Below are 15,494 nucleotides of genomic sequence, written 5' to 3'. Positions count from 1 at the left end.
ACGTCACTTCCCCTCGGTGCGGTTGGCCCGCAGGTAGAACACGGCGAAGACCGCGGAGACAAGGATGAGTACGTTGCCGACGACCGCGCCCGCGCCGAAGTCCAGCCGTACGAAGGAGTTCTGGTAGGTCAGCGTGCCCAGGGTCTGGGTGGCGTCGGCCGGGCCGCCGTCGGTGAGCGCGAGGATCAGGTCGAGGATCTTCACCGTCGACATGAAGCCGAGCACGAGGACGACCGTGATCACCGGCTTGAGCTGCGGCAGGGTGATGGAGCGGAAGGTCCGCCAGGCCGAGGCGCCGTCCAGGGCGGCCGCCTCGTACAGCTCCTTGGGGATCTCCTGGAGACCGCCGTAGAGGATGACCATGTTGAACGGGATGCCGATCCAGATGTTGACCAGGATCACCGACAGCAGGGCCATGCCGGGGCTGGTCAGCCACGGGGTGTGACCGCCGAGGCCGAGCGTGTCCAGGAACGAGTTCAGGACGCCCGTGTCCTGGTCGAGGATGCGGCGCCACACGATGCCGGACACCACCATGGGCACCAGCCAGGGCAGCAGGATCAGCGACCGCAGGACACCGTTCAGCGGGAAGCGGCGGCTGAAGAACACCGCGAGCGCGAGCCCGATGCAGAACTGGCCGAGCAGCGACCCGGCGGTGAAGACCAGGGTGTGCCAGAGCGCCTTGCCGAACAGCGGGTCCCGGAACACGTTCGACCAGTTGTCGGCGCCGTTGAAGGGCGCGTCGCCGGTGAAGAACGTCTTCGGTGTGAAGTGCTGGAAGCTCATCACGACGTTGCGGACCAGCGGGTAGCCGAAGAACAGCAGCATGAAGACGACCGCGGGGGCGACGAACCCCCACTGGGCCAGTCTGCGGCGGCGGCGCAGCCGGGCCGGGTCCGGCGCGGTGGCCGTCCGGGACGCCGTCCCGGGCGCCTGGGCGGTGACGATGGACGTGGTCATGGTGGCTTACCTCAGTTCCCGCTCGTGGCCCGCTGCTGGGCGCGCTTCAGGGCGGCCTCGCTGGACTGGCCGGTCAGGGCGGACTGGAAGGCGCTCTGGAGGGCGAGCGACACGCTCGGCCAGCCGGCGCCGAGCTTGGCGGTACGGGACCGGGCGGCGGCGACCTGGTCGGCCAGCGCGTCCAGTTCGGGCACCCGCTTGCGCCACACGGCGGCGGCCTTGGCGTTGGCCGGGACCATCCAGCTGTTGAGCGCGTAGGTCAGCTGCTCCTTCCGACTGGCCAGACAGGCGACGATCCGGCCCGCCCGCTTCTCCCGCGCCGTGTCACCGGTGTTGGGCACGGTGAGCACGGCACCGCCGAGCGGGCCGACGGAGGCCGCGCCCGGGCGGGGGACCGGGATCTTCGCGATGCCCCAGTGCAGCGACTTCTTGGTGTTGAGCGTCTCGACCTGCCAGGGGCCGTTGATCATCATCGCCGCGTTGCCGGCCATGAACTGGTCGTTGACGTCCGCCTGTGTCCAGCTGACCGTCGACTTCGACAGCGAGCCGTCCGCCAGCAGGGTCTTCCAGTAGTCGAGCGCGCCGGCGACCTGCGGGCTGTCCAGCTTCGTCTCGTCGCCGCCGTTGGACCACATGAACGGCGTGAACTGGAAGACGCCGTCCTCCGCGCCGCCCGCGCTGAGCGCCAGCCCGTACCGCTTGCCGCCGGTGAGCTTCTTCGCGGCCTCGCGCAGCTCGTCCCAGGTGGTGGGGACCTGCACGCCGGCCCGGTCGAGGACGTCCTTGTTGTAGAACAGCGCCAGGGTGTTCACCGACCGGGCCGCGCCGTAGTACGTGCCCTTGTACGAGCCGAAGTTCACGATGCCCTGGGGGATGTCCCGGGTGCTCAGGCCGAGCGTCCTGAGGTCGACCAGGCCGCCCGCCTCGGCGAACGTCGGCATCTCCGAGGCGTCGAACTGGACGATGTCGGGCAGCGACTTCGAGGACGCCATGCGCAGTGCCTTCGTCATCACCTGCGCGGCCGGGACGCTCTGCTGCTTGATGGTGACGCCGAGCTGCTTGCCGCAGCGGCCCATCGCCTCGGCGTCCCAGCGGTGGTAGGTCTCGTCGGTCGACGAGTTCATCACGGTGAAGACGTCGCCGTCACGCTGCTGACCGCATCCGGTCAGGGCCGCCCCGGCGACCAGGACCGACACGGCGGTGAGTGGTGCCACGGCCCTGCGGGAGCGTCCCCGGCGCCGGGCGACCGGGGACCTCTCAGGAATGCGATTGAAGCGCTTCGACATGCTGCGGCCCTTGCTGTCGTGTGCCCGGCTTCGTCGCCGGGTCTTTTGTTTGGCCTGATGACTAATACGTCAATCCCGTGTGTCACGCTAGACCCCCACACGTGTTCGTCCAGCTACGCAGCGCGGTCGCACGCGATTACCCAAAGGAGAAACTCCAGGTCACAGTGGTGATTGCGGTGCGCAGCACACCCGACAACGATTTCTTCTGTGTACGATCAACCCGCCGGGCGACAGCCTCCGCCGTCCCCGCCGAACAGCCCCGCTCCCCCGAGGAAGACCATGAAGTTCACCAACGGGTTCTGGCGCATCCGCGACGGTGTGCAGGTCGCGTACGCCACCGAGGCGCGTGACGTGCGCGTCGAATCGAAGCGCTTCACCGCCTATGCCTCGGTGCAGAAGGTGACCCGCAGAGGGGACACGCTCAACGCGCCGCTCCTCACCGTCGACTGCTTCTCGCCCGCCGAGGGCGTCATCGGCGTGCGGGTCACCCACCACGCCGGCAAACGCCGTCCAGGACCGGACTTCGCCCTCGCGGCCGAGCCCGGCGGGGCGGGCGAGGTCCGCCGGGACGGCGCCGTCACCGAGCTGACCAGCGGCCCGCTGACCTTGCGCCTGGACCGGGCCGCCCCGTGGTCGCTGACCTTCCACGACGCGGACGGGCGGGAGCTGACCCGGGCGGGCCGCAAGGGCACCGCGTTCGCCACCACCGACGACGGCGCCCACCACGTCCTCACCCAGCTCGCGCTCGGCGTCGGCGAGCAGATCTACGGCCTCGGCGAGCGCTTCACGCCGTTCGTCAAGAACGGCCAGGTGGTCGACATCTGGCAGGCCGACGGCGGCACCAGCAGCGAGCAGGCCTACAAGAACATCCCCTTCTACCTCTCCTCACGCGGCTACGGCGTCTTCGTCAACCACCCCGGCGCGGTCTCCTTCGAGGTCGGCTCCGAGGCCGTCGGACAGGTGCAGTTCAGCGTCGAGGACCAGACGCTGGAGTACTACGTCGTCGCCGGCCCCACCCCCAAGGACGTCCTCACCCGGTACACCGGCCTCACCGGCCGCCCGGCGCTGCCGCCCGCCTGGTCCTTCGGTCTGTGGCTGACCACGTCCTTCACCACGGACTACGACGAGCAGACGGTGACGTCCTTCGTGGACGGCATGGCCGAGCGCGGCATCCCGCTGTCCGTCTTCCACTTCGACTGCTTCTGGATGCGCGAGTACCAGTGGTGCGACTTCGAGTGGGACCCCGAGGTCTTCCCCGACCCCGAGGGGATGCTCGCCCGGCTCAAGGCCAGGGGCCTGAAGATCAGCGCCTGGATCAACCCGTACATCGCGCAGAAGTCCCCGCTGTTCGAGGAGGCCGCCGCGCTCGGCCACCTGGTGCGCCGGCCGGACGGCGACGTGTGGCAGTGGGACTTGTGGCAGGCCGGCATGGGCCTGGTCGACTTCACCAGCCCCGACGCCCGCGCCTGGTTCCAGTCCAAGCTGAAGCCCCTGCTCGACCAGGGCGTGGACTGCTTCAAGACGGACTTCGGCGAGCGCGTCCCCACCGACGTCGTCTGGCACGACGGCTCCGACCCGGAGCGGATGCACAACTACTACACCCACCTGTACAACCAGACCGTGTTCGAACTCCTCGAGAAGGAGCGCGGACAGGGCGAGGCCGTGCTCTTCGCGCGCTCCGCGACGGCGGGCGGCCAGCAGTACCCCGTGCACTGGGGCGGCGACTGCTGGTCGTCCTTCGAGGCCATGTCCGAATCGCTCCGGGGCGGCCTGTCCCTGTCGCTGAGCGGTTTCGGGTTCTGGAGCCACGACATCGGAGGCTTCGAGGGCACCCCCGACCCGGCGGTCTTCAAGCGCTGGCTGGCCTTCGGCCTGCTGTCCTCCCACAGCCGGCTGCACGGATCGTCGTCCTACCGGGTGCCGTGGGCGTTCGGTGAGGAGGCCGTCGACGTCGCCCGGCGGTTCACCCTGCTCAAGCACCGCCTCATGCCCTACCTGTACGGCGCCTCCGCCGAGGCCCACCGCACCGGCGTCCCCGTGATGCGGCCGATGGTCCTGGAGTTCCCGCACGACCCGGCCTGCCGCCCGCTCGACCGCCAGTACATGCTGGGCGCCGGCCTCCTGGTCGCCCCGGTGTTCAGCGAGGACGGCGAGGTGGAGGTCTACCTCCCCGAGGGCACCTGGACCCACCTCCTCAGCGGCGAGCGGGTCACCGGCCCGGTGTGGCGCACCGAACGGCACGGCTACGACAGCCTCCCGCTCTACGTCCGCGAGGGCGCCGTACTGCCGCTGGCCGCCGACGACCAGCGCCCCGACGGCGACTGGCTCGACGACCTGGTGCTGCTGGTCCACCCGTCGGACGCGCAGACGTACACCCGCCAGGTGAGCGTCCCCGACCTGACGGGGGCACCGGCCGCGGTGTTCCACGTCCGCCGCGACGGCGACCTGCTGCGTGTCTCCGTGGACGGCACCGACCGCCCCTTCACCGTGCGCGTGGCCGGCGCGGCGAGCGCCACCGGCACGGGGGAGGTGACGGTCCCGCTGCGCTGAGCGGCGCGCCACGGGCGAATACACGGCGGCGGTGACCCGGCCGGCGGCCACCGCCGCAGGTTCGCTCCGGGCGCTCGAAAGGCTCCGAGCGGGCGACGAGCGGCAGCCCTGGCGGGGGCCCGGCACAGCGGAGGGCGGTGCTGGTCGCCGTGGGCGCGGGCGCCGCCGCCGCGCCGTCCGCCAGGGGCAGCGGCACGTCCTTCATGCCGGGGATCGAGGCGCCGAAGGCGTTCGACCTGACGCGTTCGTGACTGAGGCCGGCCGGGGCGCGCAGGCCGCGAGCGCGGGGAGCCCGTTCCGGGCCGCCGTGAGCGGGGACGCCACGATGGCGTACGCGACCGTCGCCTGCGCGGTGCCGGCCGGCGAACTCAGCGACGCCGGGAAGACGGCGCTGCGGCACGCCGTCGACCGGGCACGCGACAGCGGCACGACGGTCGAGGCGGGCGGCAGCGCGCCGGCCACCCGGCCGTCCGCGGGCGGGGCCTCCGGGATGATCGGCATGGCCGTCGCCGCCGTGGTGCTGGTGACGACCTTCGGCTCGCCGGCGGCCGCCGGCCTCCCGCTGCTCACGGCCATCGCCGGGGTGGGCGTCGGCCTGGCCGCCGGCACGGCACTCTCCAGCACGGTCGGCCTGTCGGAGACGTCCGGGACGCTGGCGTCCGTGCTCGGCCTCGCGGTCGGCATCGGCTAGGCGCTGTTCGCCGTCTCCCGCTGCCGCGAGGACCGGGCCGAGGAGCACGCCCCGCAGGAGGCGGCGGGCCTCGCCGCCGGTACCGCGGGGTCGGCCGTCGTCTTGGCCGGCCTCACGGTCGTCACAGCCCTGGCCAGCCTGTCGGTGAGCGGTGCACGGTGCTGACGAAGACGGGCCTGTGCGCCGCGGGCGCGGCCGTCACCGGCGTCCTGGTCGCCTTGACCCTCGTCCCGGCCCTCCTGGGGTTCCGGCCGCGTGCGGTCCTCTCCCGCCGGGCCCGCGGGGCGGCCCTGCCGGGCGCCGCCGCGTCAACCGGCCAGGTCACCGACGCGGGTTGACCAGTCGTTACCAGAGGAGCGTCACCGTCGTCCCCTTCGGTTCCAGCTTCTTCGCGGACCGCTTCCGTCTTTTGTTGACCATTCAGTCAGGTGCCGGACCGGCCGTCGGGATGCCGGGGACGGACGGGTGGAAATAGGATGGCCGTAGCGACGGTGCACGGAATCGCGCGTCCACGGCAGTGGCCTGGAGGCGCACGATGAGCGACCCCGTCGACATCGACGCCGGCCGGCCCTTCCGTCCCGCGGGGACCCGAGCTGCTCGCGCGGGCGCACCCGCACCGTCCCGGCTGCCCGTGCGACGCCTGCCGGGGACGGCGCGAACTCCTGGATTCCGGCCCGGCGTTCCGGGACGCGCGGACCCGAAGGTCCCGAGCGGAGGCGGAGGTGCTTGAAGATGCCGTATCAGACGGCGGTCACCGTCCGGGCCGCCCTGCCGCCGGACCGGGTCGCCGAGGTGCGGGAACTGCTGCGCGAGGCCGGGCGGAAGACCACGGCCGGTGAGCTGTTCCCCTTCGCCGAGATACCGGGCGTGCACTTCGCGCGCGTCGTCCTCGTGCCCGGCGGACCCGGCGGCGCCACGGCGGACATGCCGCCCAGCGTCGTGTACATGAGCGAGGTGGACGGGCCCGCGGAGGCGCACCTCGCCGATCTCGTCCGCACGGCGCGCGACGGCCTGGACCGGGTGTTCGGGCACTGCGCCGGATATCCGGCAGGCGGCTCCCCGGACGCCGCGCGGACCGACTGGCTGCGTGCCCATGCGGTGCCGTGCGCCGCGTTCTACGTCAACACCGTCGGCAGGGGGCGGCAGCAGATCGCACAGGAGGCCCTGCTGCGCGAGGTGATCGAGGACTTCCTGGACCGGAACGGGCCGGCTCTGGCCGGCAGGAGCCCCGTGGAGATCAGGGCCGCCGTCCAGGAGTACGTCGCAGGCCGCGAGGACCTCGCCTGGGCGCGCACCGGGCCCCCGCCGCCCCCGCTCGGGTGGCGGATCCGCCGGGCCGCCCACCTGGTCGGGGTTCCGCTGGCCGCCCTGGCGCTGCTGCCGCCGCTCGTGGCCGCCCTGCCGGTCTGGGCCGTCCTGCTCAGGCGGCACGAACGCCGTGACGTCCCCGACCGCGCCCGTCCGGGCCACGACCGCATCCGCGAACTCGCGGGCTGCGAGGACTTCGTGGCGCAGAACCCGTTCACCGCCGTCGGCTCGGTCAAGGCCGGCCCGTTCCGGCGGCTCACGCTCACCGCCGTCCTGTTCGCCGTGGACTACGGCGTCCGTCACCTCTTCGACCGGGGGAACCTCGCCGGGGTCAAGACCATCCACTTCGCCCGCTGGCTGTTCACCGACGGGAAACGGCGGGTGATCTTCGCCAGCGACTACGACGGCAGCCTCGAAAGCTACATGGACGACTTCATCGACAAGGTGGCCTGGGGACTCAACGCCGTCTTCAGCAACGGCCGCGGCTATCCGCGCACGCGGTGGCTCGTGCTGGACGGCGCCAGGGACGAGCAGGCCTTCAAGGACTACCTGCGGTGCCACCAGGTGCCCACGCAGGTCTGGTACTCCGCGTACGACACCTCGACCGCGCACGACCTGGAGATCAACGCCCGCATCCGGGCGGGCCTCTTCGGGCAGCTCGGCCCCGCCGAGACGGAGGCCTGGCTGGCCCTGTTCTGAAGGGCTCGAAGGAAGGGTGACACCATGACGCCGCCGCTGGAACTCGACGACATCCAGGGCCTGGTCACCCGCGGCTACCGCACCCTGGCCTCGGCCTGCTTCCTGGTGCTCGCCACCGCCGGGCCGGCGCCCGGCGCCCGTGCCGCACTGGGGCGGCTGGCGCCCCGCGTGCCGAACAGCCGCTCCGATCCGGCGGACACCGCCGTCCACGTGGCCCTCACCTCGGACGGCCTGCGGCGCCTGGGACTGGACACACCGGAACGGGACGGATTTCCGTACGAGTTCGTCGCAGGCATGACCGAACCCGACCGCAGCCGCTTCCTCGGGGACGTCGGGGAGAGCGCTCCCCGGCACTGGAGGTGGGGCGGCCCGGCCGGCCCGCCGGTGCACGTCCTGGTGATGCTCTACGCGCGCGACGGGCAGCGGCTGCGGCGACTGGAGGCCGAGATCCGCCGCGAGGTCCTGGTCCCCGGCGCGTTCACCGAGACCGTACGGCTGGGCACCGCCGAGCTGACCGACCAGGAGCCCTTCGGCTTCCGCGACGGCATCTCCCAGCCCCTCGTCGAAGGTCTGCCCAAGGCCGCGGCGGCAGCCGGCGACGGCGACACGGAGCCCGGACAGCAGGTCGTCCGCGCCGGGGAGTTCCTCCTCGGCTACCCCAACGAGTACGGGCTGCTGACGGACCGCCCGCTGCTGCCGCCCCGCCGCGACCCCCTCGGCCTGCTGCCCCGCGCCCCCGAGGGCGGCGCGGACCTCGGGCGCAACGGCAGCTACCTCGTCTTCCGGCAGCTCCACCAGGACGTCGAAGCCTTCCGGGACTACCTCGAAGCGGAGACACGCCGTCCCGACGGCAGCAGCGACCCCGCCGCACAGGAGGCGCTCGCCGCGCGCATGGTGGGACGCTGGCCCGGCGGCGCCCCCCTGGTCCGGGCGCCCGACCACGACGACCCCGCACTGGCCACGGACAACGGCTTCGGCTACCACGCCACGGATCCGGCCGGTCTGCGCTGCCCGCTCGGCGCCCACATCCGCCGCGCCAACCCCCGCGACTCCCTCGACCCGCGCCCCGGTTCCGCCGACTCGGTCGCCGTCGGACGCCGCCACCGGCTGCTCCGCCGCGGCCGGCCCTACGGCCCCGACGGAACGGGGGACAACCCGGACGCACGCGGACTGCACTTCCTCGCACTGAACGCCAACATCTCCCGCCAGTTCGAGTTCATCCAGCACACCTGGCTCGACAACCCGAACTTCAACGGACTCCACGACGGCCCCGACCCGATCGTCGCGCCGCGCCAGGAACGCCGCGCGACCTTCACCGAGCAGGGCAGGCCCTTCCGCACCCGCCACGCCGGCCTCCCGCAGTTCGTCACCGTGCGGGGCGGCGCCTACTTCTTCCTGCCGGGTCTGAAGGCGCTGCACTACCTCTGCACGGCCGCACCCGGGGACGGCCGGCAGTGAACGCCGGGCAGCGCCTCAACGACGCGGTCCTCGGATGCGTCCTGCTGGAGCGCCGCGTCGACCCCTACGTGCGCCCGCTGTTCGACCGGACGCTGCTGCGACCCCTCCAGGCCGCCGTGCAGTGGTGCGTCAACGTACGCCGCCGGGACGAACACCTGGGCCTCGCCGAAGAGCGGGCCGTGCCGGACGAGGCGGCCGTCGCCGAGGCCATCGCACAGCAGATGGCCCGCTTCGTCCGGCGCCAGTACCGGCCGGGTCAGGCCCAGCGGGCCGGCAACACCAAGACCCACGGGGTCGTCCACGCGGACTTCACCGTCCGCGACGACCTGCCCGCACGGCTGCGGCACGGCGTGTTCCGCACCCCCGCCACCTACCGCGCCTGGGTCCGCTTCGCCGGTCCCGGCCCCCTCGCACCGCCCGACATCAAGGACAACGGCGTCCTCAGCATCGGCGTCAAACTCCTCGGCGTCGACGGCGAGAAGCTGCTCGACGACGAGCGGTGGACCCAGGACTTCACCGGCATCAGCGCGCCGGCCTTCACCACGCCCGACGTCGTCGAGAACCTCCGGCTGCAACGGCACGTCTTCGCGGGCACCCCGGTCCTGTACTTCCTCGACCCCTCCCACCCGCACCTCTGCGACATGATCATGCAGGGGCTCTACGCGAGGACCCAGACCAGCCCGCTGGAGGCCCGCTACTGGAGCTGCGCACCGTACCTGCTCGGGGAGGGCCAGGCCATGCAGTACTCCCTCGTGCCCCGCGAGGCGACCCGCAGCCGGGTGCCCCGCCGCCCGCCCGACGACTACCTGCGGCAGGCCCTGGCCGCCGCACTGCGGGAACGCGACGTCTGCTTCGACTTCCTCGTCCAGGTGCAGACGGACGCCCACCGCATGCCCGTCGAGAACGCGTCCGTCGTCTGGCCCGAACGCCTCTCGCCGTTCGTGCCGGTGGCCACCCTGCGTCTGCACCGGCAGGAGTGCGATCCGGCCGACCAGTTCGCCCGCGCCGACCGGCTGTCCTTCAACCCCTGGCACGCCCTGCCCGAACACCGGCCGCTGGGCAACCAGAACCGGGCCCGCCGCACGATCTACCTGCGGCTCGCGCGGCTCAGGCAGACCATGAACGGCACGCCGCACCAGGAGCCCGGAGAGGAGGAATGACGGACCGGCGGCCACCCGCGGCCCCGACGCGCACATCAGGACCGCTTCCCCTATCGTGGGAGACGAGGGCGCGAACATCCCCCGGATGCACGCCTGGAAGGGACCTGAGATGGACGTGCGGACGGCCGCGCGCCGTTCTCTGGCCGTCATCCGACTGGTGAACGGCGCCGCGGCGCTGCTGACCCCGCGAGTGATGGCCCGCCGTCTGGGCGCGGACCCCCGGCAGCCCGCCCTGGTCTACGTGCTCCGCATGTTCGGGGTGCGCACCGTGGTCATCGGCGCCCAACTGCTCTGCCCCGCGAGCGCGGACGACCGCGACCGCCTGCTGCGGACCGGCACGCTCATCCACGCCAGCGACGCCCTCGCGGCCGCCTGCGCCGGACGCGAGGGCCTGCTGCCGCGCCGCATGGCCACCGCGGCCACGGCGATCTCGACGGTCAACGTCGCCCTGACACTCGTCGCCCGGGGGTGGCCGTGCCGGCTGCCGGACGTCCGCTGACGCCGCAGCCGCTGCGCCGGGCCTCCCGGGACGGGACGCCGGAAGGAATCCCCTCATGAGCACAGCACCACAAGGCCGGGCGCCGTGGTTCGTGCGGCTGCACGACCGGCTGGCGGTCGCCGTCGACCAGAGGGTCGGCTGGCAGCGCCTGCCCAAACCCCTCGGTCTGCTGACCCTCGTCGGCCTGCGGGACAACCTGCGCCGCAAGAACCTCTTCGACACCGGCTCCTACCCGTCGTACGACCTGCCGGACGTCGGCCCCCCGCACGCGCGGAACGCCACGGAGCGCACGGCCGACGGGACGTACAACGACCTGACCGACCTCCGCATGGGCATGGCCCGTTCGCGCTTCGGCCGCAACGTGCCACCGGACCGGGCCTTTCCCGAACCCGAGCCACGCCTGCTCTCCCCGAGCCCCCGCGAGGTGAGCCGGGCCCTGCTGACCCGGAACGCGTTCGTCCCGGCCGAGTCCGTCAACGCCCTGGTCGCCGCCTGGCTCCAGTTCATGGTCAGGGACTGGGTCAGCCACGGGCAGGGCACCATGGACCGCCCCTGGCACATCGAGCTGACCGACGACGACCCGTGGCCCGCACCGCCGATGCTCATCCCGCGGACCATCCCCGACCCCACCCGCCCCGACGGCACCGACGCTCTGCCGCCGACCTTCCTCAACGAGAACTCGCCCTGGTGGGACGCGTCCCAGCTGTACGGGAACAACCTGGACGAACAGCGGTCGCTGCGCACCGGCCAGGGCGGCAGGCTCCGGGTCCCCGACGGGCCGCTGTTCCCGGACGACCCGGACAAGGACCCGGCGGCGATCCCCGGCTTCTGGGTCGGACTGGCCATGATGCACCTGGTCTTCCTGCTGGAGCACAACGCGATCTGCGGGGCGTTGCACGACGCCTGCCCGACCTGGTCCGACGAGGAGCTCTTCCAGCGGGCACGGCTCGTCAACGCGGCGCTCATCGCCAAGATCCACACCGTGGAGTGGACCCCCGCCGTCATCAGCCACCCGACGACCGTCACCGCCCTGAACGCCAACTGGTACGGCCTGCTGGGCCGGCGCCTGCACAGGCTGCTCGGCCGTGTCAGCGGCAGCGAGGTGCTCAGCGGCATCGTGGGCGGGCGCACGGACCACTTCGGCGTCCCGTACTCGCTCACCGAGGAGTTCGTCGCCGTCTACCGCATGCACCCCCTCATCCCGGACGACTGGAGCTTCCGGTCGGCCGCCGACGACTCGCTGCTGCAGGAGGCCGGCTTCCGCGAACTGACGGGGTGGCACGCGTACGAGATCCTCGGCAAGCACACCCTGAGCGACCTGCTGTACTCCTTCGGCACCTCGCACCCGGGCCTGGTGACCCTGCACAACTACCCGCGGGCCCTCCAGGAGTTCCAGCGGCCCGACGGCAAGCTCATGGACCTCGGGGCCGTCGACATCCTGCGTTCGCGCGAGGTGGGGGTGCCCCGCTACAACGAGTTCCGCCGCCAGCTCCACCTCCGCCCCGCCGAGGACTTCGACACCCTCACGGACAACCCCGTCTGGGCCGAGGAGATGCGCCGCGTCTACGGCGGGGACATCGAGCGCGTCGACCTCTCGGTGGGCCTGTTCGCCGAGTCCCGCCCCCAGGGCTTCGCGTTCAGCGACACCGCCTTCCGCGTCTTCGTCCTGATGGCCTCCCGCCGGCTCAACAGCGACCGGTTCCTCACCAGGGACTACACACCGCAGGTGTACACCCAGGCCGGTCTGGACTGGATCGAGGACAACACCATGACCAGCGTGCTGCTCCGGCACTTCCCGGGGCTGCGGGCGTCCCTGCGGTCGGTGGACAACGCCTTCGCCCCGTGGACCGCGGCCGGGAGCCCGAGGTGAGACACGAGGTGCGGCACGAGGTGGATGACGACGCGACGCGCGGCCCGCAGGCCCCACCGGAGGACGAGGGCCCCGGCACGCTGTCGCGTGTGCGCGGCTGCGTCCTGGCCGTCGTGGCCGTCGCCGTCGTCGGCGCGGGGCTGTGGATCCGCCACCTCGCCCCCGCCGTCGACGACGTGGGGCTGCAACTGGCCGGCACAGCGCGTGCGGCGCGCACCCTCGTCGGCGGCCGGACGGCCGACTTCCGTACGGCGCTGACGGCCGACCTCGTCCTCACAGGGGCCCACACCGCCGGCACGGTGCTCGTGTTCTGGCTGAGCGGCCGCACCATAGCGATGCGCATGCGACACCGCTGCCTGGTCGTGTACGGGATCGGCGCTGCCGTCGCGGCGTGCGTGTGCGCCGTGACCGAGAAACTGCTGCTTCTGCACGGGCTGAACGGCGCGGACTGGGCGTTCGCCTGGGCGGCGGGCTTCGCGACGGTCAAGTGGCTGCTGCTCGTCCTCACCGTACCGGTCGCCGCCGTCCTCGTCGTGATCGTCCTCAAACGGGCCGCGTTCCACGGCCGCGCCCGGCGCCGGTTCGACAGGGAGCGCGCACACCGCCGGACATGCGTCTGCGGGAACGGGCACCTCGGCGCCACGGCCCCCTCCGGCCCCGACGTCGTCCCGCCCTGGCCCGTGATGGTGTGGGGCCGGACGCGCTGGCCGGGGACAGCGCGCGCAGGCTCCTCACGCTCCGGCGAGGCGCGTTCCAGGGAGACACGCTGGGAGAACGGCAGCCGGGTGCCGCCCGGCCGGGAACAGGGCGGCCTCGGCTTCTGCGTCTCGGGCGGCGGCATCCGCTCGGCCTGCGTCACCCTGGGCGCGCTGCAGGCCCTGCGCCCCCAGCTGCGCCGGGCCCGGTACCTGGTGTCGGTCTCCGGGGGCGGCTACACCGCGGGTGCCCTGCAACTGGCGCTGGCCGGGACGGACCGGCGCCGGGGCGACGACCGGTACCGGACCCGTACCCGCGACGTCTTCATGCCCGGCACGCCGGAAGAGGACCACACCCGCCGGCACTCCAAGTACGTCGCGGAGGGCACCGGTCAATGGCTGGCCGCCATCGGAGCCGTCCTACGGGGCCTGCTGGCCTCCCTGGGGCTGCTCACCGCGACCCTGCTGGTCCTGGGGCTGGCCCTGAGCTGGGGCTACCACCTCGTTCCGCTGGCGGACCCGGCCCGGCTCCCGGGCTTCCGGGCGCCCGCGCTGTGGGCCGTTCTGGCCCTGCTGTGCGGCGCGGCCGTGTTCTGGTTCCTGTGGCTGGTGTCCCTGTTCCTCGCCGTACGGTCCCTGTCGGGCGTGCTGAAGAGCGCCTTCCTCACGTTCGTGTGGGCGGGCCTGCTGCTGGCCGTCGTGGTGGTGATCCTCCCCGCGCTGGAGTGGGCGACGGCGCGTCTGTGGACGCTCCACGGCCCGGGGACCGCGGTGAGCGGCGGAGTCGTGGGGCTGCTCACCTACCTGACCGTGCTGGCCGGTACCACCTGGCGGCGCGTCGAGTCCACCGAGCGCACCGTCCGGTCCGCCCGGCGCACACGGCTGGTGCGCGCCGTGCCCGTGGTCGGCAAGTACCTGATGGTGTGGGTGGTCCTCGTCGTGGTGGCAGTGGCCTCCCTGCTCGTCCTGGGCTGGGCGATCCACGTCGGGCGGACCTGGCCCGGGGCGGTCCAGATCGGCCTCCCCGTCGTCCTGTGCGCGGTCGCGCTGAGCCTCGACCAGACGTGGACGAGTCTCCACCCCTTCTACCGGGCCCGGCTGGCCACGGCCTTCGCCGTCCGCCGCGAGACCGACGAGGACGGTGCACAGCTGGCGGTCCCCTACGACTTCGACGAGCCGACCCCGCTCGCCTGCTACGGCAGGCGGCACCCGGGCTTCCCCCAGGTCGTCTTCGCGGCGGCGGCCAACCTGTCCGGCGACGACCGCACACCGCCGGGGCGGCACGCGGTGTCGTTCACCCTGTCGTACGACTACGTCGGCGGTCCGGACGTCGGGTACGCCCGGACGGACGTCCTGTGGAACCGCACCGGACCCGTCATCCGCAAGGACCTGACCGTCGAGTCGGCCGTCGCCGTCTCCGGCGCGGCCTTCGCCTCGGCCATGGGGCGTCAGGCACGCGCGTTCCAGACGCTGTTCGCGCTCTCCAACGCCCGGCTCGGCACCTGGCTCCCCAACCCCGGTGTGCTGGACTCCCTCTGGGACGAGCAGGCCGACTGGGGGCTGCCCCCGATGCCCGGCATCCGCCGCCTGCCGTACCTGCTGCGGGAAGTGTCCGGCCGCTATCCGCTGGACGACCGGATGCTGCTGGTCACGGACGGCGGGCACTACGAGAACCTCGGCCTGGTCGAGCTGCTCCGGCACGGCGTCGACACCGCCGTGTGCGTGGACGCCAGCGGGGGCTCCGGGGCCTTCGCCGCCGCTCTGGGCGAGGCGATGGCGCTGGCCAAGGAGGAACTCGGGGTCGAGATCAGGATCGCGCGCGAGGAGTGGGAGAAGCTCGTTCCCGGCAGCGCGCCTCCCCTCGCACCGCGGCCGCCCCTGCCGCCGCAGCCACCCCAGCCGGGCCAGCCGGCACCGGTACCTTCGCCGAGCCCCCTGGCCGCCCTGGACCTGCGGCTCTCGGCCGACGCGGTGGTCGTGGGCGAGATCGTCTATCCGCGGCCACGGGTGGACGAACACGGCCGAAAACTGGGGACGAAGGGGGAGCTGATCGTGGCCCGGGCCACGCTGACCCCCGACATGCCCTACGCACTCCTCGCATACGCCCAGGCCGACCACGCGTTTCCCCACGACGGCACCAGCGACCAGTGGTTCGACAGCCGGCGCTTCGACGCCTACCAGGCACTCGGCCACTGGATCGGTGAGCGGGTCGCGCACCTGCTCCCGGCGGAGAGCTGCCCACCCCCGGCCGGGTACCGGGGTGACGGAAGTCCGCGTGCCCGCCGGCCGGCGGGAACCGGTGCGTGAGGGGTGTCCCGGCC

General features: G+C 72.7%; 9 protein-coding genes and 1 pseudogene. 8 read left to right on the top strand and 2 right to left on the bottom strand.

The window, feature by feature from the left end; translation table 11 throughout:
- Positions 1–3: 3 nt before the first annotated feature.
- Positions 4–957: a sugar ABC transporter permease gene (locus AB0947_RS05490; protein ID WP_366748939.1), complete on the bottom strand. Its 954-nt coding sequence runs from the start codon at positions 955–957 to the stop codon at positions 4–6.
- An 11-nt stretch (positions 958–968) separates the two neighbouring features.
- Positions 969–2,243, bottom strand: coding sequence for a sugar ABC transporter substrate-binding protein (locus AB0947_RS05485; RefSeq protein ID WP_366748938.1), 1,275 nt, complete (start codon positions 2,241–2,243; stop codon positions 969–971).
- A gap of 279 nt (positions 2,244–2,522) precedes the next feature.
- Here AB0947_RS05485 and yicI point away from each other — a divergent pair, with 279 nt between their 5' ends.
- From yicI to AB0947_RS05445, 8 genes and pseudogenes are all read left to right on the top strand, one after another.
- Positions 2,523–4,793, top strand: a complete 2,271-nt coding sequence (yicI, locus tag AB0947_RS05480) for an alpha-xylosidase (protein ID WP_366748937.1) — start codon at positions 2,523–2,525, stop codon at positions 4,791–4,793.
- 137 nt (positions 4,794–4,930) lie between these two features.
- Positions 4,931–5,765: pseudogene (locus tag AB0947_RS05475) on the top strand (MMPL family transporter); the annotation flags it as partial.
- A gap of 451 nt (positions 5,766–6,216) precedes the next feature.
- Complete coding sequence (locus AB0947_RS05470) at positions 6,217–7,491, top strand: hypothetical protein (RefSeq protein ID WP_366748936.1); 1,275 nt, start codon at positions 6,217–6,219, stop codon at positions 7,489–7,491.
- A 24-nt stretch (positions 7,492–7,515) separates the two neighbouring features.
- Complete coding sequence (locus AB0947_RS05465; protein ID WP_366748935.1) at positions 7,516–8,949, top strand: peroxidase; 1,434 nt, start codon at positions 7,516–7,518, stop codon at positions 8,947–8,949.
- Positions 8,946–10,109, top strand: coding sequence for a catalase family protein (locus AB0947_RS05460; RefSeq protein ID WP_366748934.1), 1,164 nt, complete (start codon positions 8,946–8,948; stop codon positions 10,107–10,109). Before AB0947_RS05465 ends, AB0947_RS05460 begins: the two co-directional genes overlap by 4 nt.
- Before the next feature lie 109 nt (positions 10,110–10,218).
- Positions 10,219–10,608 carry a hypothetical protein gene (locus AB0947_RS05455; RefSeq protein ID WP_366748933.1) on the top strand — a complete coding sequence of 130 codons (390 nt, stop codon included), beginning with the start codon at positions 10,219–10,221 and terminating at the stop codon, positions 10,606–10,608.
- A gap of 55 nt (positions 10,609–10,663) precedes the next feature.
- Positions 10,664–12,478 (top strand): peroxidase family protein, encoded by a 1,815-nt coding sequence (locus AB0947_RS05450; protein ID WP_366748932.1) that lies wholly within the window; start codon positions 10,664–10,666, stop codon positions 12,476–12,478.
- Complete coding sequence (locus AB0947_RS05445) at positions 12,475–15,480, top strand: hypothetical protein (RefSeq protein ID WP_366748931.1); 3,006 nt, start codon at positions 12,475–12,477, stop codon at positions 15,478–15,480. Before AB0947_RS05450 ends, AB0947_RS05445 begins: the two co-directional genes overlap by 4 nt.
- The last annotated feature ends 14 nt before the right edge of the window (positions 15,481–15,494 follow it).

It is taken from the genome of Streptomyces sp. NPDC047841 (assembly GCF_040704085.1).
GTDB lineage: Bacteria > Actinomycetota > Actinomycetes > Streptomycetales > Streptomycetaceae > Streptomyces > Streptomyces argyrophylli.
This window is presented reverse-complemented; position numbering and strand designations above follow the sequence as displayed.

What these genes read in the sequence shown, in the direction of transcription:
- AB0947_RS05450 (WP_366748932.1), top strand. Translation starts at nt 10,664, where the DNA reads ATGAGCACAGCACCACAAGGCCGGGCGCCGTGGTTCGTGCGGCTGCAC.
- AB0947_RS05485 (WP_366748938.1), bottom strand. Translation starts at nt 2,243, where the DNA reads ATGTCGAAGCGCTTCAATCGCATTCCTGAGAGGTCCCCGGTCGCCCGG.
- AB0947_RS05490 (WP_366748939.1), bottom strand. Translation starts at nt 957, where the DNA reads ATGACCACGTCCATCGTCACCGCCCAGGCGCCCGGGACGGCGTCCCGG.
- yicI (WP_366748937.1), top strand. Translation starts at nt 2,523, where the DNA reads ATGAAGTTCACCAACGGGTTCTGGCGCATCCGCGACGGTGTGCAGGTC.
- AB0947_RS05465 (WP_366748935.1), top strand. Translation starts at nt 7,516, where the DNA reads ATGACGCCGCCGCTGGAACTCGACGACATCCAGGGCCTGGTCACCCGC.
- AB0947_RS05470 (WP_366748936.1), top strand. Translation starts at nt 6,217, where the DNA reads ATGCCGTATCAGACGGCGGTCACCGTCCGGGCCGCCCTGCCGCCGGAC.
- AB0947_RS05455 (WP_366748933.1), top strand. Translation starts at nt 10,219, where the DNA reads ATGGACGTGCGGACGGCCGCGCGCCGTTCTCTGGCCGTCATCCGACTG.